Genomic DNA, 21,006 nt, shown 5'->3' on the forward strand with positions numbered 1-21,006 from the left:
GGCCGCACACTCCTCAGTGTGCGCCCCACCCCGTCCAGCGCCCCGGGACCAGCACGAGCACGTCCCCGTCCGGCGGCTCGGCGGCGTACGGCGGGTACTTCGCCACCAGAGCCGCGATCGCCCGCCGGTACAGCTCGCCGTCGGTGTGCAGCTCGGCGACGGCGTCGACCCGGACCCACCACAGCTGCGACCAGTCGTCGTCGTAGTGGTCGGCGAGCAGACCCACCCGCGGATCGGCGGCGACGTCGCGCAACCGGGCCAGCCGGGTGTGCCGCTTCGCCTTGACCCGGTCCACCGCGGACACCACCATGCCGTCGACCAGCGCGAACGTGATGGGCACCAGTCTCGGGGTGCCGTCGGTGTGCCGGATCGTGGCGAGCCGGGCGACCCGGGCGGAGCCGAGCAGCTCGGCGGCGGCGGACTGCGACAGTGCGGGCATCGCCGGTCAGTCTGGCCGCCCGGGAACAGCACCGCCACCCTGATTGTTGATCGTGCAACCACCACCGAATCCGGGAGGATCCGATGCCCGCCGTCACCGTCACCGACGTCAGCACGCTGCCCCGCGTCCCCGAGCCGGGCCCGACCGACCTCGACCGCGGCGTCCGCTCCGTCACCACCGCCCCGAAGGGCTACGAGGGCGAGGGCTTCCCGGTCCGCCGCGCGTTCGCCGGCGTCGACCTGCGCGATCTCGATCCGTTCCTGCACATGGACCAGATGGGCGAGGTCGAGTACGCGCCGGGCGAGCCGAAGGGCACCTCCTGGCACCCGCACCGCGGCTTCGAGACGGTCACCTACATCATCGACGGCACCTTCGAGCACGGCGACTCGCACGGCGGCGGCGGCACCATCACCGACGGCGACACCCAGTGGATGACGGCCGGCTCCGGCCTGCTGCACATCGAGCGCCCGCCGGAGGCGCTGGTCCGCACCGGCGGGCTGTTCCACGGCCTGCAGCTGTGGGTGAACCTCCCCGAGCAGGACAAGTGGCTGCCGCCGAAGTACCAGGACCTGCGCGGCGGCGAGTCCGCGCTGGTCGCGAGCGCGGACGGCGGCACGCTGCTGCGGGTGATCGCCGGCGACGTCGCCGGGGTATCCGGGCCGGGCGCGACGCACACCCCGATGGCGATGGTGCACGCGACCGTCTCCCCCGGCGGCGAGCTGCGGCTGCCCTGGCCGCGCCCGTTCAACGCGCTCGTCTACGTCCTGGGCGGCTCCGGCACGGTCGGCGCCGACCGGCGGCCGATCCGCACCGGCCAGCTCGCGGTGTTCGGCCCCGGCGACACGATCACCGTGGGCGGCAACGTCTCCCAGGAGTCCCGGCATCCGGCGTTCGACGTCGTGGTGCTCGGCGGGCTGCCGATCCGGGAGCCGATCGCCTGGGCCGGCCCGTTCGTGATGAACACCGAGGCCGAGGTGCGCCAGGCGTTCGAGGACTACCAGCGCGGGCGGCTCGGCGTCGTCCCGTCCGACTACGTGCCGCACGGCTCGCTGCCCGGCTCATTCAGCTAGCTCAACTTCCGGGTTGAATACGGGCCGGTTCTCCGCTAGCTTCTTGTTCAACCGAAAGGTTGAGCAAGGAGGGGACGTGGAGGACCGGCTCTCGAAGGTGTTCGCCGCACTGGCGGATCCGCTGCGCCGCGACATGGTGGCCCGGCTGGCCGCCGACGACGCGACGGTCAACGAGCTCGCCGAGTCCTACGACGTCTCCCTGCAGGCCGTGTCGAAGCACATCAAGGTGCTCCAGGACGCGGGGCTGGTCCGGCGCAGCCGGGAGGCCCAGCGGCGTCCGGTGCACCTCGAGGCAGAGGTGTTCGACCTGATGACGGCCTGGATCGAGCGGTACCGGCGGCAGGTCGAACAGCGCTACCGGCGCCTCGACGACCTGCTGGCCGAGGAGTCGTCCGGAACCAGCGAGGGAGCAGCGTCATGAGCGGCACCACCACCCGTGAGACCACCATCGAAGCCGTCGCGGACCTTCCGATGGTCCGCGTCACCCGCGAGTTCGACGCCCCGCCGGACCGGGTCTTCGACGCGCACGTCGACGTCGAGAAGGTGCGGCGCTGGCTCGGCCCGCGCAACCTGACGATGACCGTGCAGCGCTGGGACGCCGAGACCGGCGGCGGCTACCGCTACACGCACGCCGACGCCGACGGCGAGTACCGCTTCTACGGATCGTTCCACGAGGTCAGGGCGCCGGAACGGATCGTGCAGACGTTCACCTTCGAGGGCTTCCCGGACGGTGTCTGCCTGGAGACCCTCACCGTCACCCCGCTCGACGGCGGCCGCAGCCGGCTGGTCGGCACGTCACTGTTCGACTCCTTCGAGGCCCGCGACGGGATGCTCGCCTCCGGCATGGAGGTCGGGGTGCGGGAGGGCTACGAGCAGCTCGACGAACTGCTCGCCGCGGGCTGAGCAGCCGGCTGGGCGGTGGCGCGTTCCCGGTAGGCGGCCGGGGTCAGTCCGGTCTCCCGCTTGAACACCTGGCCGAAGTGCGACGGCCCGCGGAAGCCCCAGCGGGCCCCGATCGCCGCCGCGGGCACCGCGGCCGCCGAGGGGTCGGCCAGGTCGCGGCGGCACATCTCCACCCGCCGGGACCGGATCCACGCCGCGGCACTGGTGCCGGTCCCGGCGAACAGGTTGTGCAGGTGCCGGGGCGAGACGTAGTGCGCGGCGGCGATCCCGGCCGGGCTGAGATCGGGATCGCCGAGATGGGCGTCGACGTGCGCCTTGATCCGGTCCAGCAGGTCGCAGCGCGGCTGCGGCTCGGCCCCGGCGGCGGTCCGCAGCAGCACCCCGACCAGGTCCATCGCGCCGCGCATGGCGAGCGCCCCGTGCGGGCCCAGCGCGGGCAGGTTCCGGTTGAGGCTGATCACGGTGTCCCACACGGTGGCCGCCAGCCCGGCCCGGTAGTCGAACGCGGTCGCGGTGATCCCGGTCAGCGGCTCGCCGCCGCGCGGCTCGACGCGCTCGTGCCCGAACCGCACGCACAGCGCCCGGTACCCGTCGGCGGCGACCACCCGGACCGGGCGGGACGCGTCGTAGAGCGCGTACCGGCCGGGCCCGAGCACCGCCGTCCGCCCGTCCTGGGTCACCCGGGAACCGCCGGCGAGCTGCAGGCTCAGCACGTAGCAGCCGGTGTCGGCGACGGCGATCTCACCGGCGTCCCGGTCGGCGGCGTGCCCGGCGCCGCTGAGCGTCACCAGATCGACGCCGTCCGCCGAGCGGGTCCCGACCGACCCGGTGAACAGCTGCGGCCGCTCGCACTCGAAGCCGAACCCGGCGATGCCCTCGCGGACCGCGGCCGTCCACGGCACGAACCGCTGCACGGCCCCGGCCGCCGGGACGGCGTCGGCGAGATCGGTCGTCGTCACCCGGTGGCCCACGATCGCCCACGGTAGCCCGCCGTGCACGGACACGACAGGTCCCTGCGCTGCCCGCCGATGCGCACCGGGCGGCCCGGTTCCTACCGTCGGGACCGACCGATCCGGCGACACAGCGGAGGCTCAGCCATGGCCCATGTCGAGGGCTCGCACCACGTGACCCTGTCCGTGGGACACGCCCAGGAGGACGTCGACTTCCACGTCCGGATCCTGGGGATGCGCTTCATCAAGCGCACCGTGCTCTTCGACGGGTCACTGCCGATCTACCACCTCTACTACTCCAACGCCGACGGCGACCCGTCCAGTGTGGTCACCACGTTCCCGTGGGCGCAGGCGGGCCAGTTCGGCACCCGCGGCACCAACCAGGCCCGCGAGGTGCTGCTGTCGGTCCCGGAGGGCTCGCTGGAGTTCTGGTCCCGCCGGCTGACCGCGCACGACGTCGAGGTGGCCGACACCGAGCGGTTCGGCCGCAGGCGGCTGGCGTTCCGGCACCCGTCCGGCATCGAGTACGTGTTCGTGCCGAACGCGGCCGACCCGCGGACCGGCCATCCCGGCCACGGCGTCCCGCCGGAGCACGCGATCCACGGCATCCACGGCGTCGGGCTGCACGTCACCACCCCGGACCGGATGGTCGAGTTCGCCGACGAGTCGTTCTTCGCCCAGGGCGCCCCGGTCGAGGAGGGCGACGTCGCCGCCCTGCAGATCGGCGACGCGAAGTTCGGCAACCACCTGGAGATCACCGTCAACCGGCGCGACGACCAGGGTACCTGGCGCTACGGCGCGGGCACCCACCACCACTTCGCGTGGAACGTGTCGGACCTGCGCAACCAGGACGAGGTGAAGTTCGCGATCGAGGGGGCCGGCTACACCGACATCTCCGAGCTGAAGGACCGCAAGTACTTCAAGAGCGTCTACGTCCGGACGCCCGGCGGGGCGCTGTTCGAGCTCGCCGTCCCCCATCCCGAGGGCGGCTGGACCTGCGACGAGTCCCCGCAGGAGCTCGGCACCCGGTTCCAGCTCCCCGAGCAGTTCGAGCACCGCCGCGAGGAGATCTTCGGCAGGCTCGAGCCGATCGAGATCTGATGCTCCGCTGGGGCGACCCGGCCGCCCCGGTCACGGTGCTCGCCCTGCACGGGCGGGACCGCGACCCGGCGGACATGCGGGCGACGGCGAGCCCGTTCGGGCCGGTCCCGGCGCGGTTCGCGGCACCGCGCGCGCCCGGCGGCTCCTGGTACCCGAAGCCGTTCCTGGAGCCGTTCGAGGAGAACCGGGCCGCCCTGCAGGCGGCGCTCGACATGGTCGACGACCGGCTGGACCGGTTCGCCGCCGAGGGCCACGACCGGGACCGGGTGGTGCTCTGGGGCTTCTCCCAGGGCGCCTGCCTGGCCGCGCACCACGTGCTCGCCCGCCGCACCGCCCCGCTCGCCGGGCTGGTGCTGTTCACCGGCGGCTTCGTCGGCCCGGACCCGCTGCCCGCGCCGCCGCCGGGATCGCTGGCCGGCACCCCGGCGGTGCTGCGGTCGATCGCCGACGACCCGTGGGTGCCGCGCCGCCGGGTCGAGCAGACCGCCGCGCTGCTCACCGCCGGCGGCGCCGAGGTGGACCTGCGGATCGAGCCCGGCGACGAGCACGTGATCACCGACGAGGCGTGCTCGGCGGCCGCGGCGCTCCTGCGTGCGCTCGCTGTCGGGGGTGGCCTCTAGCGTGGGGGTGTGCTCGTCGTCCACGCCCTCCACTCCCCCGGTCGCGGTGTGCTGCTCTGGGCGGAGGACGGCGAACGTCCGGCCCGCACCACCCGGCGGTCGCTGCGCACCGCCCGCCCGCACCCGTTCGCGGTGCCGTCCGACGAGCTGGCCGCGGTGCACCCGGGCCGCAACGCCTCGGTCACGGTGCTGCTGCCCTCCCACCCGGGCGGCCCGCAGGACTCCCCCGGCCTGGTCCGGTCGGCCGCCGGTGCCCGCTCCCGCAGCGCCCTCACGCTGGCACCGTGGACGGTCCCGGCGGTGCTGGTCGATCCGTCCGAGCTGACCGACCTGTCGGCCGACGTGCGCTACGGCGACGACGTCGCCCATCTCGCGGAGCTGGCGGCGTTCGCCGCGGAGCTGGCCGCCCGCGGGCGGGTGCTGCCGGTGCTGCGCACCGAGGCCGGCCGGCCGGTGGCCCGCTGGCGGCCGGTGGTCCAGGGGCTCGACGCGGTGGCCCGGGCCGATCTGGTGCGCAGGCTGCCGCCGGTGGCCCGCGCCGAGCAGCGGCGCCCGGGCGACGCCGCCGGTGCCGACCCGGAGGAGCTGGTGGACTCGGCGCTGTCCGGGTTCACCGACGCCGCGGTCCGCGAGCGGCTGGGCCGGTCGCCGTCGATGCCGGTGCCGCTGCCCGCGCGGCCGGACTCGGCGGCCGCGCTGCTGCACGCCCTCACCGGCCCGGACCCGGTGGTCGCCGCCGGATCGGCCGGGCTCGGCGCGCTGCGCGACGCGATCGACGAGTGGGCCGGTGTCGGCCGCGAGCAGCCCGGCGCGGGCACCGCGCTGTTCCGGCTGGCGGAGGTCTCGTCGATGCACGACCCGGCCGATCCCGGGCCGGACCAGCTGGACCAGACCGGCGACGGCACCCGCTGGGAGCTGCAGTTCGTGCTGCAGTCCACCGAGGACCCCAGTCTGCAGGTCGACGCCGCCGACGTCTGGGCGGGCGCCGCCGACGACCTGGTCACCGGCGCGCAGGAGGTGCTGCTCGCCGAGCTGGGCCGGGCCGCGCAGGTGCTGCCGGCGCTGGTCAGGGCCCTGCGCAGCCCCCGGCCCGCCGAGCTGCCGCTCGACGTCGATGGCGCGCACCGGTTCCTCACCCGGGACGCGCCCGCGCTGCTGGCCGCCGGGTTCGGCGTCGCCCTGCCGCGCGGCTGGGACGGCGCGCGCACGCTCGGGCTGAAGCTGTCGGCGTCGTCGTCGGCGGCGCCCGGCGTGGTCACCCGGGGCGGTCTGGGCCGCGACGAGCTGGCCACCTTCCGCTGGTCGATCGCGGTCGGCGACGACGAGCTGGGCGAGACGGAGATCGCCGCGCTGGTCGCCGCGAAGGCGCCGCTGGTCCGGCTGCGCGGGCGCTGGGTCGCGGTCGACGCGGACGCGCTGGCCCGCGGCCTGGACTTCCTGCGCCGGTCCCGGGACCGCACGCCGACCGTGCACGACGTGCTGGCCGCCGCCCGGGGCGACGTCGACGCGCCGCTGCCGGTGACCGACGTGCAGGCGCACGGGCGGCTCGGCGAGCTGCTCGACGGGACCGCGGACCGCGACCTGGAGCCGCTGCCCTCGCCGCCGGGGTTCACTGCGACGCTGCGCCCCTACCAGGAGCGGGGGGTCGCCTGGCTGGCGTTCCTGTCCTCGCTCGGGCTGGGCGCCTGCCTGGCCGACGACATGGGCCTGGGCAAGACCGTGCAGCTGCTCGCCCTGGAGGCGCACGACCGGGCGCCCGGGGACGGCGCGGCCGGGGCGCCGACGCTGATCGTCTGCCCGATGTCGATGGTCGGCACCTGGCAGCGCGAGGCCGCCCGGTTCGCCCCGGCGCTGCGGGTGCACGCCCACCACGGCGCCGGCCGGCCGCGCGGCGCTGCGCTGCACGAGCGGCTCGGCGCGGCCGACCTGGTGGTCACCACCTACGCCACGGCCACCCGGGACGCCGACGACCTGCGGCTGTGGCGGTTCCACCGGCTCGTCCTCGACGAGGCCCAGATGATCAAGAACTCGTACGCCGCGGCGTCCCGCACGATGCGCTCGCTGAACGCGGCGCACCGGATCGCGCTGACCGGCACCCCGATGGAGAACCGGCTGGCCGAGCTGTGGTCGGTGCTGGACTTCCTGAACCCGGGCATGCTCGGCGTGCCCGAGGTGTTCCGGCAGCGGTTCGCGGTGCCGATCGAGCGGCACGGCGACGCCGGCGCGGCGCGCACGCTGCGCCGGGTCACCCGCCCGTACCTGCTGCGCCGGGTCAAGACCGATCCGACGGTGATCGACGACCTGCCGGAGAAGATCGAGATCGTGCAGGACCACCGGCTCACCCGCGAGCAGGCGTCGCTGTACCGCACGGTCGTCGACGACATGATGGAGCGGATCGAGGGCAGCGACGGCATCGAGCGCCGCGGCAACGTGCTGGCGGCGATGAGCAAGCTCAAGCAGGTCTGCAACCATCCCGCGCAGCTGCTGCACGACGGGTCGCCGATCCGCCGGGCCGGCGGGCGGCACCGCTCCGGCAAGGTCGCCCGGCTGGAGGAGATCCTGGAGGCGGTGCTCGCCGCCGGCGACAAGGCGTTGCTGTTCACCCAGTACACCGAGTTCGCGGCGATGCTGCGCCCGCATCTGTCGGCGCGGTTCGACACCGAGGTGTTTTATCTGCACGGCGGCACGCCGAAGAAGCGGCGCGACGAGATGGTCGCCCGGTTCCAGGGGCCGGACGGGCCGTCGGTGTTCCTGCTCTCACTCAAGGCGGGCGGCACCGGGCTGACGCTGACCGCGGCGAACCACGTGATCCACCTGGACCGCTGGTGGAACCCGGCCGTCGAGGACCAGGCCACCGACCGGGCGTTCCGGATCGGGCAGAAGCGGTCGGTGCAGGTCCGCAAGTTCGTCTGCCCGGGCACCGTCGAGGAGCGGATCGACACGTTGGTGGCGTCGAAGCGGTCGCTGTCGGACATGGTCGTCACCGACGGCGAGGACTGGCTGACGTCGCTGTCGGTCACCGAGCTGCGCGAGGTCTTCGCGCTCGGCGCGGACGCGGTGGCCGACGCCGAGGAGCAGGAGGGTCCCGATGAGTGACCGGCCGTTCTGGGCGCAGGAGGACTACCCGGGCGGGCGCCCGATCCGGGTCGAGGGCGGCATCCGGATCCACGCCCCGAAGGGGCCGGTGGCCCGGACCTGGTGGTCGGGGCGGTTCCTGTCGGTGCTCGAGCAGCTCGGCGTCGGCGGGCGGCTGTCCCGCGGGCGGACCTACGCCCGCTCCGGCCAGGTGGTGTCGTTCGAGGTCGACGCGGGCGCCGCCGTCGCGCTGGTCCAGGGCACCCGGCCGCAGCCCTACCGGGTGCGGATCGGGTTGCGGGTCTGGGACAAGCCGGAGTGGCGCCGGGTCGAGGAGGCGCTGGCCGCCGACGCCTGGTACGCGGCGGCGCTGCTCGCCGGGACGGTGCCGACCGACATCGAGGAGCTGCTCGGCGGGCTGGGGATGTCGCTGTTCCCGGCGGCCGGCAACGACCTGTCGCAGGACTGCTCGTGCCCGGACGCGATGGTGCCCTGCAAGCACCTGGCCGCGGTGTTCTACCTGCTCGCGGAGCGCTGCGACACCGATCCGTTCACCCTGCTGGAGCTGCGCGGCCGGGACCGGGGGACGCTGCTGGGCCGGTTGCGCGAGGAGCGCGACCGGGCCGCCGGCACGGCCGGGGCGGCCGCCCCGGTGGCGCTCGCCGACCGGCTGGCGGACTTCTGGTCGGCACCGGCCGCGGCCGCCGTGCCGCCGCGGCCGCCGGAGACCGAACCGGGGGCGGTGCTCGCCCAGGTGCCGGATCCGGGGCTGCGGGCCGGTGGGGAGCCGCTGACCGAGGCGCTGCGGCCGGTGTACGAGGTGCTGGCCGATCCGGATCCGGGTGCCGGGGAGCCCGGGAACGTGTGAGGGCCCGGCCGCTGTGATCACCACGGCCGGGCCCTCGTCCCGAACTGACGCGCCGCTCCCACCACGAAGCGACGTGACAGAAGTTAGCCGAGGCTTACCTACGGCGTCAAGAGACGAGCCTCATCCGGGCCGGCACCCGGTCCGCGTCGAGCCGGCCGGTCCGCACGACGTGCCGCTCGAACCAGATCGTGGTCAGCGGCGGGACACTCGCCAGCAGGCCGACGGCGGTCGTCCACAGGTCCCACCGGAACAGCCGCGCGGTCCACAGCGTGACCAGCACGTACACGACGAACAGCGCGCCGTGGACCGGGCCGAACACCTCCACCCCGAGCTCGCTGGTGCCCAGCACCCACTTGACGAACATCCCGGCGAGCAGCCCGGTCCAGGACAGCGCCTCGGCGATCGCGACGATCCGGAAGATCCGGGCGACGAGGGTCGGGTCGTTCATGCGGGCGGCCTCCGGGCGGATCGTCGGGACGGGCGGGCTCCACTGTGCCGCATCCGGGACACGATCTTCTACTCGGCGTCGAACCGCGCACGAGGGTGACCGGACAGTGGTCGGAGCGTAACGTGGAGTGAGTGGTCGCCTCCCCGCACGGCAAGGTACGGATCGGCATCGGGCTGCTCGGGGCACGCTCGCTCCCGGACCTCGGCACCGAGTTCGACGAGCTGCTCGACGCCCTCGACAAGTCCGCCGTGGACTCCCTCTGGCTCGCCGACCTGCCCTCCACCGGCGTTGTCGAGTCCACCGTCGGGAGCGCCTGGGCCGCCGCCCGCACCCGGCGGCTGAAGGTCGGCACCGGCGTCACCGTGCTGCCCGGGCGCAACCCGATGCTGCTCGCCGCGGAGCTCGCCTCGCTCGCGGTGCTCGCCCCGAAGCGGATCCTGCCGGTGTTCGGGATCCGCGCCGCGTCCCCGCACGACCGCCAGCTCTATCCGGTGCCGGGCCGGCTCGCCGCGGTGTTCGAGGAGTCGGTCACCGTGCTGCGCCGGCTGCTCACCGAGGACTCGGTCACCCACCACGGCGAGTTCTTCACCCTCGACGACGCCACGATCGTCCCGCGCCCGGCGCGCCCGCTGGACCTGTGGTTCGGCGGCCGGGCCGACGCCGGGCTGCGCCGCGCCGGGCGGCTCGCCGACGGCTGGCTGGCCAGCTTCCTCACCCCCGCGGAGACCGCCCGCGGCCGCGCCGTGATCGAGCAGGCCGCCCGGGACGCCGGCCGCACGATCGACGACGACCACTACGGCACCAACATCTGGCTGGCCGTGCCCGGCACCGACACCGACGCCGCGCTGGCCCGCGCCGCCCTGCAGCGCCCGGACGCCGATCCCCGCGAGCTGGTCGGGATCGGCTGGGACGGCACCGCCGAGCTGATCCGCCGCCACCTCGACGGCGGGATCACCAAGTTCGTGGTGCGGCCGTCCGCCCCGGTCGACGACTGGGCCGCCTACCTCGACGAGTTCACCGCCGAGCTCGGCCCGCTGGAGTCCGGCTGATCACCGGGTCACCGACAGCGCCTCGGTCGAGCCGGGCCGCAGGCTCCCGCAGCCCGAGCGGGGGCCGCGCTCGCGGCCGCCCGGCGCGGCTGGGTGACCCGCTCGGCGTAGGCGGTCGCCGCGACGAGCCGGGCCGGGTCGGTCACCAGGTCCCGGCGGACCAGGTAGCCCGAGTCGGGCGACACCATCAGCACCGGCAGGTAGCGCTGCGCGGTTCGCGGATCGGCGAGCAGCCCGGTACCGCGCGTCCAGTTCCCGTGCACCTCGATGAACTCCGGGCGAACCTCGTCGAGCAGGTGATCGCGCAGGCCCGCCATGTCGCCGTCGGCGTGGAACCGGGCCAGCGGCGCCGACACCAGACCGGCCAGGTCGACGACCTCGTACCGGCTGGTCAGCGCGGTCCCGCCGACGTCCGGGGTGGCGATCCGGCCGGACCGCACGCCGAGGATGTCGCCGAACGCGTTCGGCGCCGCCCCCAGCAGCGCGGCGACCGTGCGGCCCCGCCCGGTCAGCGCCCCGGCCATCCGCTCCGCGGCGAGCACCCCGGCCAGCCCGCCGAGCGCCCAGACCGGCGTCGCGAAGCGCTGCAGCCCCATCCAGTCCGGCTCCAGCACGGCGTAGGCCCCCAGCGCCAGTGCGAGGAGCACCAGGAGCACCGCGAGCAGCGGGCGGTGCCGGCCCGGCCGCAGGAACGCCGCCCCGAGCGCACCCACGGCGAGCGACACCGGCAGCCAGCCGACCACCGGCACCAGCTCCACCGGCCGGTCGAGCACCGACAGTCCGGGCAGCTCCTGCGCCTTCGCGACCGCGGTGTTCGGGACCCACAGCCCGAAGGTGGCCAGCCGCCAGGCCAGGTACGCCCCGTACGGCACCGCGAACGCGACCACCGACAGGGTGGCCGCGGCGGCCACCCCTCGCAGCGTGCCACGGCGCAGCAGGAGCAGCGCGACCAGCGGGTACGCCACGGCGTAGACCAGCCCGTCCGGCCGGGTCAGCGCCGCGGTGGCGGCGAGCAGCCCGGCCGTCACCGCGACCCCGGGCGCGGTGAGCCGGTCCCGCGCCACCGCCCGGACCAGCGTCGCCGCGAGTACCGACGTCACCAGGACCAGCAGCGGGTTCTCCAGTCCGGACGCCATCCACACCGCGTACGACGGGACGGCCGCCACCAGCGACCCGGCGACCGCCGACACCACCGCGGCCCGCCACCGCCCCGGGACGATCTCGCGCGCGATCAGGTGGAACGCGACCGCGACCCCGGCACCGCAGGCCAGCGCCGCCGCCTTCGGGAACAGCACCAGGTCGGACACCCCGGACCAGCTGCCGCTGTCGAACAGCCCGGCCGCCGAGGCGAGCACCAGCAGGGCCAGCCAGGACGGGTTCGACCAGCCCTCCACCGGGACCGCGCCGGGCTGCAGGACCGGACCGGCACCGGCCGCGATCGACCGGGCGTAGGCGAAGGTGATCCCGGCGTCGTCGACCAGCCACCGGCCGTAGAGCGCCATGTGGCAGGCGAGCACCACGGTGGGGATCCCGGCGGCGACCGCCCAGGCGGCCACCCGGGCGGCCAGGGCACGCCGGCCGGCAGGACGACCCGGTTCCGCCGCGTGGCAGGGTCGGGGCCATGACTGCGACCCGCGACCGCGACGAGCGTGGCCGTGCCCGCAACGCCCGCCCCCGGGACGCCGCCGGCCGGCCGCTCCGCCGCGGCGCCGCCGGCGTCGAGCGGGTGCCCGAGGACCTGCTGCTGGCACCGGACGAGGCGGTCGCCGAAGCACAGCGGCTGCTCGACGAGGGCCTGCCGTTCCAGGCGCACGAGGTGCTGGAGGGCACCTGGAAGGACTGCACCGACGACGACCGCGAGCTCTGGCGGGCGCTCGCCCAGCTCGCCGTCGGGCTGACCCACGCCCAGCGCGGCAACGCCCGCGGCGCGGTCGCGCTGCTGCGCCGCGGCGCCGAGGGCATCCGGGTCTGGCGGGTGCTCGGCCGGCCCGCCCCGGCCGGTCTGGACCTGGACGGCGTGACCGCGCACGCCGACACGCTCGCCGACGACATCGAGGCCGGCCGCGACGCGGGCCCGGACCGGCTGCGGCCCCGGCTGCGCGGTGGTGCCGTCCGCCACCCCGGCGACCGACGTCCGTGACGCGGGGGCGGTCGTCCGGGCACGATGTGGGGCATGCAGCTCCCCGGTGACCCCCGCTGACGGTGCCCGCCCGCTCCGCCCGCACGCCCTGGTTCCGCAGCCTGCTGCGCGAGGCCCGGTCGCTCCCGACCCTGCTGCTGCTCGCCCTGATCGCGGTCGTCGGCGTGCCGCTGGTGATCATGGCGACGCCGGAGAAGCAGGTCGAGGTGTTCGGCCAGGAGGTCGGCGTCGGCGCCCGGGTGCCGCCGCTGACGCTGTCCGGCCCGGCCCAGATCGTGCAGATCGGCAACGCCGAGTTCGATCTCAGCAGCGTCCAGGTCTACGGCCCGATCCGGCCACGGCTCTCGATCGGCCCGCTCAAGCGCCCCGAGGACAACGGGCCGGTGCTCGGCCCGCACACCGTCGACGGCGCCGGTGACGCGGTCCGCACGCTCACCGACGGCTTCGTCACCTGGTACCTGTGGGGTGCCGCCGGGATGGTCGTCACCGCGCTGCTCGCCAGCGGCCTGATGGGCTGCGCGCGGCTGCTGGTCGCGCTGCGCCGGGCCCGGCGCCACGACAGCGAACCCGTGCACTGGGACGACCACGCCGGCCCGATCGGCCGGATGACGACGATCGCGGTGGCCGCGTCGGTGCTGCTGTGGGGTGGTGCCGGCGTCGCCGCCCTGCACGGCACCACGTCCGGGCTGGCCTCGGTCACCTCGGTGACCGACCTGGTCGGCGCGTCGACGGTGACCCCGTCACCGGCCGGGCCGCCGGTCACCGGCGTCACCGGCGCGGTGATCGGCGACTCCCGGGCCGCCCGGATCGGCGGCCCGCCGGTCGAGCAGCCGGACGGCACCATCACCCCGGACGACGCCGCCTGCGCCCGCAGCGCCGACTCGACCGCCGCCGAGCTGTCGCTGCTGCGCGGCGAGGAGGTGCTGAACCTGGCCTGCGCCGGGGCCAGCGTCGCCGCCGGGCTGCGCGGGCCGCAGCTGCGCGACGGGGTCACCGTCGATCCGCAGGTCGGGCGGCTCAAGCAGGTGCAGGGACTGCAGTGGGTGGTCGTCGCGATCGGCCCGAACGACCTGGCCTGGTCGGACTTCCTGCTGTACTGCTACGGCTCCGAGACCTGCGACGACCGGCTCTCCGAGGGCGAGTTCGAGTCCCGGCTGGCCGTGTTCGCCCGGGACGTGGGCGCGCTGTTCAACGACCTGGACGCGCTGCCCGGCGATCCGCGGGTCGTCGTCACGCTGTCCTACGACCCGTTCCCGGCCACGTTCGACCCGGCGTGCACCGACATGCAGGGTCCGCCCGGCACCGCGGGCCTGGACCAGGACAAGATCGACCTGCTGGCCGAGCGGAACCGCAGGCTCAACGACGTCCTGGCCGACGGCGCCGCGCGGTTCGGCTTCACCACCGCGGCCCCGAACCTGACCCCGCTGTGCGCGCCGTCCGCCGACCGGATGGGCCCGGACCTGCAGGGCCTGGACCGGCCCGATCCGTTCCACCCGACGGCGGTCGGATCGCTGCGGATGGCCGCGTCGACGGCGGCGGCGCTGGCGATCCCCCGCGAGGAGCCGCGCGACGTGCCCTGACGCCCGACCGGGCGGAGCGGGAGCGCGGCCGGTCAGGCGCGGTCGGCCGCGCGCAGCACCCGCAGCGCATTGCGGCCGGCCAGCTTCGCCAGGTCGGCGCGGCTCCAGCCGCGGTCGGCGAGCGCGTCGAACAGCCGCGGATAGGCGGACACGTCGGCCAGGCCGTCCGGGAGCTCGGTGGTGCCGTCGAAGTCGCCGCCGATCCCGACGTGGTCGATGCCCGCGGCCTCCCGCAGGTGCTCGACGTGCGCGACCACGTCGTGCAGGTCGGCGCGCGGCTCCGGCGGTCCGTCGCCCGCGGCCAGGTCCGGCTCCGGCCCGCCGAGCTCGCGCAGCGCCCAGGGAAGGTCGTTGTGCCCGTCCAGCAGCAGCAGATCGTCCACGGGCCCGAGTATGCGTCGGGCCCCGGTCCAGTGGGACCGGGGCCCGGCGGGCGCTGGGCCGCTGGTGTCAGTAGCGGATGACGCCGCGGATGTTCTTGCCGGCGTGCATGTCCTCGTAGGCCGCGGCGACCTGGTCGAGGGTGTAGGTGGTGGTGACCAGCTCGTCGAGCTTCAGTGCACCGGCGCGGTAGAGCTCCAGCTGGCGCAGGATGTCCCAGTTCGGGTTGGACATGCCGAACATCGCGCCCTGGATCCGCTTCTGGAACAGCGTGACGTCGGCCAGCGAGACCGGCAGCGGCTCGGTCGAGTTGATGTCGCCCAGCGCCGTGACGACGACCGTGCCCGCCTTGCGGATCGAGGCCATCGCCTGCCCGACGTGGTCCGGCTTCAGCACGCCGACGGTGATGATCGCCTGGTCGGCGCCCTGCCCGTTGGTGAACTGCTTGGCCAGCTCGGTGGCCTCCTCCATGGTCTCCACGGCGTGCGTGGCACCGAGCTGCTGGGCGGACTCCCGCTTCAGCGCGACCGGGTCGACCGCGATGATGTTGGACGCCCCGGCGTGCGCGGCGCCCTGCACGGCGTTGATGCCGATGCCGCCGATGCCCATCACGATCGTGGTGTGGCCGGGCTGGACGCCGCCTGCGTTCACCGCGGAGCCCCAGCCGGTGCCGACGCCGCAGCCGACCAGGCAGGCGACCTCGAGCGGGACGTCGTCGGGCACCTTCACGCAGGAGTCCTCGGAGACCAGGGTGGTCTCGCAGAACGTGGAGATGCCGCACATCTGGCCGACCGGGGTGCCGTCCTCGGCCAGCCGCAGCCGGGTGGTGTTCTCCTCCCACCGGGTGCCGGCCAGCAGCCCGGCGCCCAGGTCGCAGAGGTTCTGCATGCCGCTGGCGCACCAGCGGCAGTGCCCGCACGAGGGCAGGAAGGAGAAGACGACGTGGTCGCCCTCCTTGAGGCCCTTCTTGTTCGCGCCGGCCCTGGTCACGATGCCGGAGCCCTCGTGGCCGCCGGCGAACGGGTAGGTCCCGACCGGGATGTCGCCGGTGGCGATGTGATCGTCGGAGTGACAGAGCCCCGACGCCACCATCTTCACCTCGATCTCGCCCGGGCGCGGGTCGTCGATCTCGAGATCCACGACCTCGAACTTGCCCGGTGCGCTCCGGACCACGGCCCCACGGGTGTGTGCCACTGTGCTCTCCTCCGACGTCGTCGTCACTTCGGTCTCTGGTCGATGCGCACGTGACGATATGACCCGGCTCACCCGAGTGGAAGTGCCACACACCGATCGCGGGACATCGATCGTCCGTGGAACATCAACAGGGCGACGCCGTCGGGGAGATCGTCAGCGGGGCATCCGGCGCCACACCGACCGCGGCAGCAGCCGCAGCACCGCGAACAGCAGCCGCAGCGTGCCGGGCACCCACACGTCGGCGTTGCCGCGCCCGCGGCGCAGGGCCGCGACGGTCGCGTCGGCGACCTGGTCGGGGGTCGACGACAGCGGGGCCGGGCTCATCCCCTCGGTCATCCGGCCGATCACGAAGCCGGGCCGGATCAGCACCAGCCGCACGCCGGAGCCGTGCAGCGCGTCGGCCAAGCCGGACGCGAAGCCGTCGAGGCCGGCCTTCGCGCTGCCGTAGACGAAGTTCGCCCGGCGCACCCGCACCCCGGCGACCGAGGAGTAGACGACGAGCGTGCCGCTCCCCTGCGCGCGCAGCACCTGCGCCAGCTCGGTCAACAGGTGCACCTGGGCGAGGTAGTCGGTGTGCACGATCGCGGCCGCGTGCGCCGCGTCGGTCTCGGCGCGGGCCTGGTCGCCGAGGATGCCGAAGGCCACCACCGCGACGTCGATCCGGCCGTGCCGGTCCCGCACCCGGTCGATCAGCGGGCGGTGCGCGGCGAGGTCGTCGGCGTCGAACTCGGCGGTCTCCACCCGGGCGCCGGCCGCCGCCACCCGGGCCGTCTCGGCGGCCAGCTCCCCCGCCCGGCGGGCGGCGAGCACCACCGTGTCCGCCTCCCGGCCGGCGAGCCGCTGCGCGACCGCCACCCCGATCTCGCTCCGACCGCCGAACACCAGCACCGTTCCGCCCACCCGGGCAGCCTCCCACCGCGGCCGGCCGGCCCGGTGCGGCGGGCTGGGTGCGCGCCCCGGCGGGACCCGGTGGCCCCGCCACCGGCCGGCCCGCTCACCCGGAGGCCGGCAGGTAGTCGGCCGGGCGCCGCCCGGTGACCCGACGGAACGCCCCGGCGAACGCGGCGGGCCTGCGGTACCCGACCGCGCGGGCGGTCACCGCGACCGGGGTGCCGCGGGCCAGCAGATCGAGCGCGGCCCGCACCCGCACCGCGGTCCGCCAGCGCGCGAAGGTGCTGCCGGTCTGCTCGGCGAACAGCCGGGACAGCGTGCGGACGCTGCTGTTCACCCGGGACGCCCAGGCCGGCAGGTCCCGCTGGTCGGACGGATCGGCCAGCAGCGCCTCGGCGACCGCCCCGGCCCGCGGGTCGGCCGGCACCGGCACGGCGAACGTCGTCGTCGGCACCGGCTCCAGCAGCCCGGTGAGCAGCGCCTCGGCGTGCCCGCGGACCGGCCCCGGCACGTCCCCCTCCCCCGCCAGGTGCACGATCAGCTCGCGCACCAGCGGGGTGACCAGCAGCGGCGTGACCCGCGCCCAGCCGCCGGCCGTCGCATCGAGCGCGACGCCGTAGCCGTGCCCCGGCCGGACCGTCGCCACCCCGTGCCACACCCCGGCGGGCATCCAGAGCGCGTGCGTGGGCGGCACCAGCCAGTCCCGGTCGTCGGTCCGCACGGTGGCGGTCGCGGTCGCCGACCAGAACACGAGATGCCGGTCGTCGTGCCGGTGCAGCTCCACCGTGGTGCCGGGGCCGATCTCCTGGCGCAGCACCGCGACCACGCCGGGCCGTGGACCGTCCATGTCTCCCCCTCGTGGCCGTTTCGCGGTCGTTGTTGGCCGCACACCGTCGTACAGACATCTTAGGGTGGCCTCATACGGTGGACGGAGGAGCACGGTGGGACTCGCGACACGGTTGGCCGATCTGGCCGGGGACGCGCTGCTGTCGGTGTCGGAGGTGGAGCACGTCGAACGGATCGCGCCCGATCTGGTGCGGGTCGGCCTGCGCTCCGAGGCGTTCCGCGGGGTGCGCTGGACCCCCGGCGCGAAGATCCAGATGCGGCCGCGCCGCGGTGCGCTGCAGCTGCGCACCTACACCCCGATCCGGTGGGACGCCGACGCCGGCGCCACCGAGCTGGTCGCCTTCACCCACGGCGACGGGCCGGCCTCGGCCTGGTTCGACCGGGTGCGCCCCGGCGATCCCTGCGAGCTGCTCGGGCCGCGCCGGTCGATCGACCTGCCCGCGCTGACCGGGCCGGTGGTGGCGGTCGGCGACGAGTCGTCGGTCGGGCTCGCCTGCGCGCTGCGCACGGTGCACCCGGACGCGGTGACCGTGTTCGAGGCCGGCGACCCGGACGCGCTGTCCGCGGCGCTGCCCGGGCTCGGGCTGGACGGCGCCGTCGTGGTGGCGCGCACCGCGGACCGGGCCGCGCTGATCGAGAGCGCCCGCGCCGCCGTCGCCGCCGCCCCCGGCGGGGACCTGCTGGTCACCGGGGACGCCGCGACCCTGCACACGCTGCGCCGCAACGCCCGGCAGTGGGCGGTCCCGCCCCGGCGGGTGACCGGCCGCGCCTACTGGGCAACCGGACGAACCGGGCTGGACTGAACCCGCGCCGGGCGGGCAGGGATACTCCGGGGGTGACCACCTCCGCCCCATCCGGGCGCCGCGCCGCGGTGCTCGGCTCGCCGATCGCGCACACGCTGTCCCCCGCCCTGCACAACGCGGCCTACGCCGCGCTCGGCCTGGCGGGCTGGCACTACGACCGGTTCGAGGTGGACGAGGCCGGCCTGGCCGGGTTCGTCGCGGGGCTGGGCCCGGAGTGGGTCGGGCTGTCGCTGACCATGCCGCTCAAGCGGGTCGTGCTCGACGTCGCCGACACCGTCTCCCCCGGTGCGGCCGCGATCGGGGCGGGCAACACGCTGGTGTTCACCGACGAGGGCAGCACCGTGCACAACACCGACGTCACCGGGATCGCCGAGTCGCTACGCGCCGCCGGGGCGGGCACCGGGCGCGCGGTGATCCTCGGCGCGGGCGGGACCGCGCAGGCCGCCCTCGCCGGGCTGCACGACCTGGAGGTCGACGGGATCGACGTGCTGGTCCGGGACGCGGGCCGCACCGGCGACCTGCAGGCCACCGCGGCCCGGCTCGGCTCCGAGGCCCGGGTGCACGCCGTGCTCGGGGACCCGGTGGCCGCCGCGACCGTGCTGGACGGCGCCGACGTCGTCGTGTCCACGCTGCCCGCGGGGGTCGCCGACGAGCTCGCCGGGGCCCGCTGGCGGCCGGGCACCGTGCTGCTCGACGCGGTGTACGCGCCGTGGCCGACGGTCGTCGCCGCCGGTGCCGCCGCGGCCGGCGCGACGATCGTCTCGGGGCTGGAGATGCTGCTGCAGCAGGCCGTCGCGCAGGTCGAGCTGATGACCGGGCGGCCGGGGCCGGAACCGGCGATGCGGGAGGCCCTGGAGGCCGCGGTGCTGGCCCGGAGCTGACCGTCGCCGGGCGCGCCGGGCGCGTCTGCCCGACGATGGCCGGGTGGAGGAGAAGAGCTGCGCGGTCTGCGGGCGGCGGATCGAGTGGCGCCGCAGGTGGGCGGACGACTGGGCCGAGATCCGGTACTGCTCCGCGGCGTGCCGCCGGCGCGGCGTCCGGCAGGTCGACCGCGACCTGGAGGCCGCGATCACCGAGCTGCTCGCCCGGCGCGCGGGCGGGGCGACGATCTGCCCGTCCGAGGCCGCCCGCCGGGTCGCCCCGGACGGATGGCGGGAGCTGATGGAACCGGCCCGGATGGCGGCCCGCCGGCTGGTCGTCGCCGGCCGGGTGGAGATCGTCGCGCGCGGCGCGGTCGTCGACCCGTCGACGGCGAAGGGGCCGATCCGGATCCGCCGCGCGCGGTGACGTCGGGCAGGGTGGCCGGTATGCCGCCGCACGACACCTACACCCACGGCCATCCCGAGATCGTCGTCCGCTCGCACGCCGCCCGCACCGCCGAGAGCTCCTGCGGGTACCTGCTGGACCACCTGGCACCCGGCACGTCGCTGCTCGACGTCGGCTGCGGCCCGGGCAGCATCACCGTCGACCTGGCGGCGCGGGTCGCGCCCGGCCGGGTCCGCGGCGTCGAGCTGGTCCCGGAGCCGCTGGAGCAGGCCAGGGCGGCCGCCGCCGAGCGCGGCGTCACCGTCGAGTTCGCGGTCGACGACGCCTACGCGCTGTCCGAGCCGGACGACAGCTGGGACGTCGTGCACGCCCACCAGGTGCTGCAGCACGTCTCCGATCCGGTCGCGGTGCTGCGCGAGATGCGCCGGGTCGCCCGCCCGGGCGGGCTGGTCGCGGTGCGGGACGCCGACTACGCCGGCTTCCACTGGTGGCCCGCCGATCCGCTGCTGGACCGCTGGCTGGAGCTCTACCGGGCGGTCGCCCGCGGCAACGACGCCGAACCCGACGCCGGACGACGGCTGCTCGGCTGGGCGCACGCCGCCGGTTTCACCGAGGTGGTCCCGTCGGCCGCGGTCTGGTGCTACGCCACCGCGGACGAGCGCGCCGCCTGGGGCGGGATGTGGGCGGACCGGATCCACACCGGCGTCGGGCGGATGGCCCTCGACCGCGGCCTCGCCGAGCCGGCCGAGCTGGCCGCGATCTCGGACGCCTGGCGGGCCTGGGCCGCGCACCCGGACGGCTGGTTCGTCGTCCCGCACGGCGAACTGCTCTGCCGGGCCTGAGCCTCAGCCGATCCGGGCGCCCAGCCAGAGCAGCAGCATCTCGACGTGGCTCTCGAAACGCTCGTCGGCGGGGCCGGCGGGACGTGCGCGAGCGAGCGCAGGTGCGGCAGCGCGTCGTCCATCGGGGTGGACGCGACGATCCGCAGCAGCACCGGATGCCGCCGGTACCAGGCCCGCAGCTCGCGGCAGAACCGGGCGAACCCGTCCGTCCAGCGGTCCGGGTCGTGCGGTCCGCGGACAGCCACTCCCGTCCGGCGACGGCGACGGCGGCGACGAGCGCGTCGTCCCGGTCCCGGACGGTCCTGTACAGCGCGCGCGGGGTCACCGCGAGACGGTCGGCGAGCGAGCGCATGGTCACCCGGTCGGCGCCCCGGTCGGCGGCCTCGTCGAGCACGGCCCGGCCGATCCGCTCCCGGGTCAGCGTCGGCTCGCCCTTCGGTGGCCTGCCGATCCGCCGGGCGATGCCCGGTGGCGGTCCGGACGTCGGGAGATCGGTCACCGGGTCACGGGTAACGGCGCACCGGGCGGCCCCGGCCAGTG

Annotated in this window: 21 protein-coding genes and 1 pseudogene; 14 read left to right on the top strand and 8 right to left on the bottom strand. The window is 75.5% G+C overall.

All coding sequences use genetic code 11. The features are described 5' to 3' along the window. Nucleotides 1-13: 13 nt before the first annotated feature. Nucleotides 14-439, bottom strand: a complete 426-nt coding sequence (locus ACVJO7_RS03580) for a TIGR03668 family PPOX class F420-dependent oxidoreductase (RefSeq protein ID WP_358489253.1) — start codon at nt 437-439, stop codon at nt 14-16. A gap of 83 nt (nt 440-522) precedes the next feature. On the opposite strand from ACVJO7_RS03580, the gene ACVJO7_RS03585 reads away from it, so the two are divergent. The 3 genes from ACVJO7_RS03585 to ACVJO7_RS03595 all read left to right on the top strand — a co-directional run bounded on the left by ACVJO7_RS03585 (nt 523) and on the right by ACVJO7_RS03595 (nt 2,412). Further along, nucleotides 523-1,509 carry a pirin family protein gene (locus ACVJO7_RS03585; protein WP_344026032.1) on the top strand — a complete coding sequence of 329 codons (987 nt, stop codon included), beginning with the start codon at nt 523-525 and terminating at the stop codon, nt 1,507-1,509. 76 nt (nt 1,510-1,585) lie between these two features. Further along, nucleotides 1,586-1,930, top strand: a complete 345-nt coding sequence (locus ACVJO7_RS03590; protein WP_491671701.1) for an ArsR/SmtB family transcription factor — start codon at nt 1,586-1,588, stop codon at nt 1,928-1,930. Then, nucleotides 1,927-2,412, top strand: a complete 486-nt coding sequence (locus ACVJO7_RS03595) for an SRPBCC family protein (protein WP_344026036.1) — start codon at nt 1,927-1,929, stop codon at nt 2,410-2,412. The genes ACVJO7_RS03590 and ACVJO7_RS03595 overlap by 4 nt, the downstream gene beginning before the upstream one ends. On the opposite strand, the gene ACVJO7_RS03600 is transcribed toward ACVJO7_RS03595, so the two are convergent. Next, nucleotides 2,376-3,383 carry an AraC-like ligand-binding domain-containing protein gene (locus ACVJO7_RS03600; RefSeq protein ID WP_491671702.1) on the bottom strand — a complete coding sequence of 336 codons (1,008 nt, stop codon included), beginning with the start codon at nt 3,381-3,383 and terminating at the stop codon, nt 2,376-2,378. The two genes, ACVJO7_RS03595 and ACVJO7_RS03600, sit on opposite strands and share 37 nt — an antisense overlap. A gap of 126 nt (nt 3,384-3,509) precedes the next feature. Here ACVJO7_RS03600 and ACVJO7_RS03605 point away from each other — a divergent pair, with 126 nt between their 5' ends. The 4 genes from ACVJO7_RS03605 to ACVJO7_RS03620 are packed head-to-tail and all read left to right on the top strand — an operon-like array spanning nt 3,510 to nt 9,026. Continuing rightward, nucleotides 3,510-4,463 (top strand): VOC family protein, encoded by a 954-nt coding sequence (locus ACVJO7_RS03605; RefSeq protein WP_491671703.1) that lies wholly within the window; start codon nt 3,510-3,512, stop codon nt 4,461-4,463. Beyond that, on the top strand, nt 4,463-5,083 hold the full coding sequence (locus tag ACVJO7_RS03610) for an alpha/beta hydrolase (RefSeq protein ID WP_491671704.1): 621 nt from the start codon (nt 4,463-4,465) through the stop codon (nt 5,081-5,083). The genes ACVJO7_RS03605 and ACVJO7_RS03610 overlap by 1 nt, the downstream gene beginning before the upstream one ends. A gap of 9 nt (nt 5,084-5,092) precedes the next feature. Next, nucleotides 5,093-8,179, top strand: a complete 3,087-nt coding sequence (locus tag ACVJO7_RS03615) for a DEAD/DEAH box helicase (RefSeq protein ID WP_491671705.1) — start codon at nt 5,093-5,095, stop codon at nt 8,177-8,179. Further along, nucleotides 8,172-9,026, top strand: a complete 855-nt coding sequence (locus ACVJO7_RS03620) for an SWIM zinc finger family protein (RefSeq protein WP_491671706.1) — start codon at nt 8,172-8,174, stop codon at nt 9,024-9,026. The genes ACVJO7_RS03615 and ACVJO7_RS03620 overlap by 8 nt, the downstream gene beginning before the upstream one ends. Nucleotides 9,027-9,132: 106 nt before the next feature. Here ACVJO7_RS03620 and ACVJO7_RS03625 read toward each other — a convergent pair whose 3' ends face one another. Further along, complete coding sequence (locus ACVJO7_RS03625; protein WP_491671707.1) at nt 9,133-9,474, bottom strand: DUF3817 domain-containing protein; 342 nt, start codon at nt 9,472-9,474, stop codon at nt 9,133-9,135. A 131-nt stretch (nt 9,475-9,605) separates the two neighbouring features. On the opposite strand from ACVJO7_RS03625, the gene ACVJO7_RS03630 reads away from it, so the two are divergent. Then, entirely contained in the window at nt 9,606-10,523 is a 918-nt protein-coding gene (locus ACVJO7_RS03630) for a TIGR03854 family LLM class F420-dependent oxidoreductase (protein WP_344026051.1), read from the top strand. 8 nt (nt 10,524-10,531) lie between these two features. Here the strand turns inward: ACVJO7_RS03630 and ACVJO7_RS03635 are convergent, their stop codons facing one another. Further along, nucleotides 10,532-12,079, bottom strand: coding sequence for a hypothetical protein (locus ACVJO7_RS03635; protein ID WP_491671708.1), 1,548 nt, complete (start codon nt 12,077-12,079; stop codon nt 10,532-10,534). 65 nt (nt 12,080-12,144) lie between these two features. Here ACVJO7_RS03635 and ACVJO7_RS03640 point away from each other — a divergent pair, with 65 nt between their 5' ends. Continuing rightward, on the top strand, nt 12,145-12,663 hold the full coding sequence (locus tag ACVJO7_RS03640) for a DUF309 domain-containing protein (RefSeq protein WP_491671709.1): 519 nt from the start codon (nt 12,145-12,147) through the stop codon (nt 12,661-12,663). A gap of 62 nt (nt 12,664-12,725) precedes the next feature. After that, the gene (locus ACVJO7_RS03645; RefSeq protein ID WP_491671710.1) at nt 12,726-14,243 is read left to right on the top strand and encodes a GDSL-type esterase/lipase family protein; all 1,518 of its coding nucleotides are present in this window, start codon (nt 12,726-12,728) and stop codon (nt 14,241-14,243) included. Between the two features lie 32 nt (nt 14,244-14,275). Here the strand turns inward: ACVJO7_RS03645 and ACVJO7_RS03650 are convergent. The 4 genes and pseudogenes from ACVJO7_RS03650 to ACVJO7_RS03665 form a co-directional block, all read right to left on the bottom strand. After that, nucleotides 14,276-14,536: pseudogene (locus ACVJO7_RS03650) on the bottom strand (membrane dipeptidase); the annotation flags it as partial. A gap of 157 nt (nt 14,537-14,693) precedes the next feature. Further along, a complete protein-coding gene (locus ACVJO7_RS03655; protein WP_344026061.1) occupies nt 14,694-15,818 on the bottom strand; it encodes an NDMA-dependent alcohol dehydrogenase in 1,125 nt (374 codons plus the stop codon). Between the two features lie 153 nt (nt 15,819-15,971). Continuing rightward, a complete protein-coding gene (gene dprE2 / locus ACVJO7_RS03660; RefSeq protein WP_491671711.1) occupies nt 15,972-16,718 on the bottom strand; it encodes a decaprenylphospho-beta-D-erythro-pentofuranosid-2-ulose 2-reductase in 747 nt (248 codons plus the stop codon). A gap of 94 nt (nt 16,719-16,812) precedes the next feature. Next, complete coding sequence (locus tag ACVJO7_RS03665; protein ID WP_491671712.1) at nt 16,813-17,556, bottom strand: helix-turn-helix domain-containing protein; 744 nt, start codon at nt 17,554-17,556, stop codon at nt 16,813-16,815. Between the two features lie 94 nt (nt 17,557-17,650). Here ACVJO7_RS03665 and ACVJO7_RS03670 point away from each other — a divergent pair, with 94 nt between their 5' ends. The 4 genes from ACVJO7_RS03670 to ACVJO7_RS03685 are packed head-to-tail and all read left to right on the top strand — an operon-like array spanning nt 17,651 to nt 20,466. After that, nucleotides 17,651-18,358 (top strand): siderophore-interacting protein, encoded by a 708-nt coding sequence (locus ACVJO7_RS03670; RefSeq protein ID WP_344026067.1) that lies wholly within the window; start codon nt 17,651-17,653, stop codon nt 18,356-18,358. Nucleotides 18,359-18,390: 32 nt separating this feature from the next. After that, nucleotides 18,391-19,239: a shikimate dehydrogenase gene (locus tag ACVJO7_RS03675; RefSeq protein WP_344026069.1), complete on the top strand. Its 849-nt coding sequence runs from the start codon at nt 18,391-18,393 to the stop codon at nt 19,237-19,239. A 43-nt stretch (nt 19,240-19,282) separates the two neighbouring features. Then, nucleotides 19,283-19,645, top strand: coding sequence for a DUF3253 domain-containing protein (locus ACVJO7_RS03680; protein WP_491671713.1), 363 nt, complete (start codon nt 19,283-19,285; stop codon nt 19,643-19,645). Nucleotides 19,646-19,665: 20 nt separating this feature from the next. Continuing rightward, nucleotides 19,666-20,466 (top strand): methyltransferase domain-containing protein, encoded by an 801-nt coding sequence (locus ACVJO7_RS03685; RefSeq protein WP_491671714.1) that lies wholly within the window; start codon nt 19,666-19,668, stop codon nt 20,464-20,466. Nucleotides 20,467-21,006 lie beyond the last annotated feature (540 nt).

Source organism: Pseudonocardia sp. DxW (assembly GCF_058448985.1).

Excerpts from the sequence above, each read along its gene's own strand:
- ACVJO7_RS03580 (WP_358489253.1), bottom strand. The coding sequence starts at position 439 with ATGCCCGCACTGTCGCAGTCCGCCGCCGCCGAGCTGCTCGGCTCCGCC.
- ACVJO7_RS03585 (WP_344026032.1), top strand. The coding sequence starts at position 523 with ATGCCCGCCGTCACCGTCACCGACGTCAGCACGCTGCCCCGCGTCCCC.
- ACVJO7_RS03595 (WP_344026036.1), top strand. The coding sequence starts at position 1,927 with ATGAGCGGCACCACCACCCGTGAGACCACCATCGAAGCCGTCGCGGAC.
- ACVJO7_RS03605 (WP_491671703.1), top strand. The coding sequence starts at position 3,510 with ATGGCCCATGTCGAGGGCTCGCACCACGTGACCCTGTCCGTGGGACAC.
- ACVJO7_RS03610 (WP_491671704.1), top strand. The coding sequence starts at position 4,463 with ATGCTCCGCTGGGGCGACCCGGCCGCCCCGGTCACGGTGCTCGCCCTG.
- ACVJO7_RS03620 (WP_491671706.1), top strand. The coding sequence starts at position 8,172 with ATGAGTGACCGGCCGTTCTGGGCGCAGGAGGACTACCCGGGCGGGCGC.
- ACVJO7_RS03625 (WP_491671707.1), bottom strand. The coding sequence starts at position 9,474 with ATGAACGACCCGACCCTCGTCGCCCGGATCTTCCGGATCGTCGCGATC.
- ACVJO7_RS03640 (WP_491671709.1), top strand. The coding sequence starts at position 12,145 with ATGACTGCGACCCGCGACCGCGACGAGCGTGGCCGTGCCCGCAACGCC.
- ACVJO7_RS03665 (WP_491671712.1), bottom strand. The coding sequence starts at position 17,556 with ATGGACGGTCCACGGCCCGGCGTGGTCGCGGTGCTGCGCCAGGAGATC.
- ACVJO7_RS03685 (WP_491671714.1), top strand. The coding sequence starts at position 19,666 with ATGCCGCCGCACGACACCTACACCCACGGCCATCCCGAGATCGTCGTC.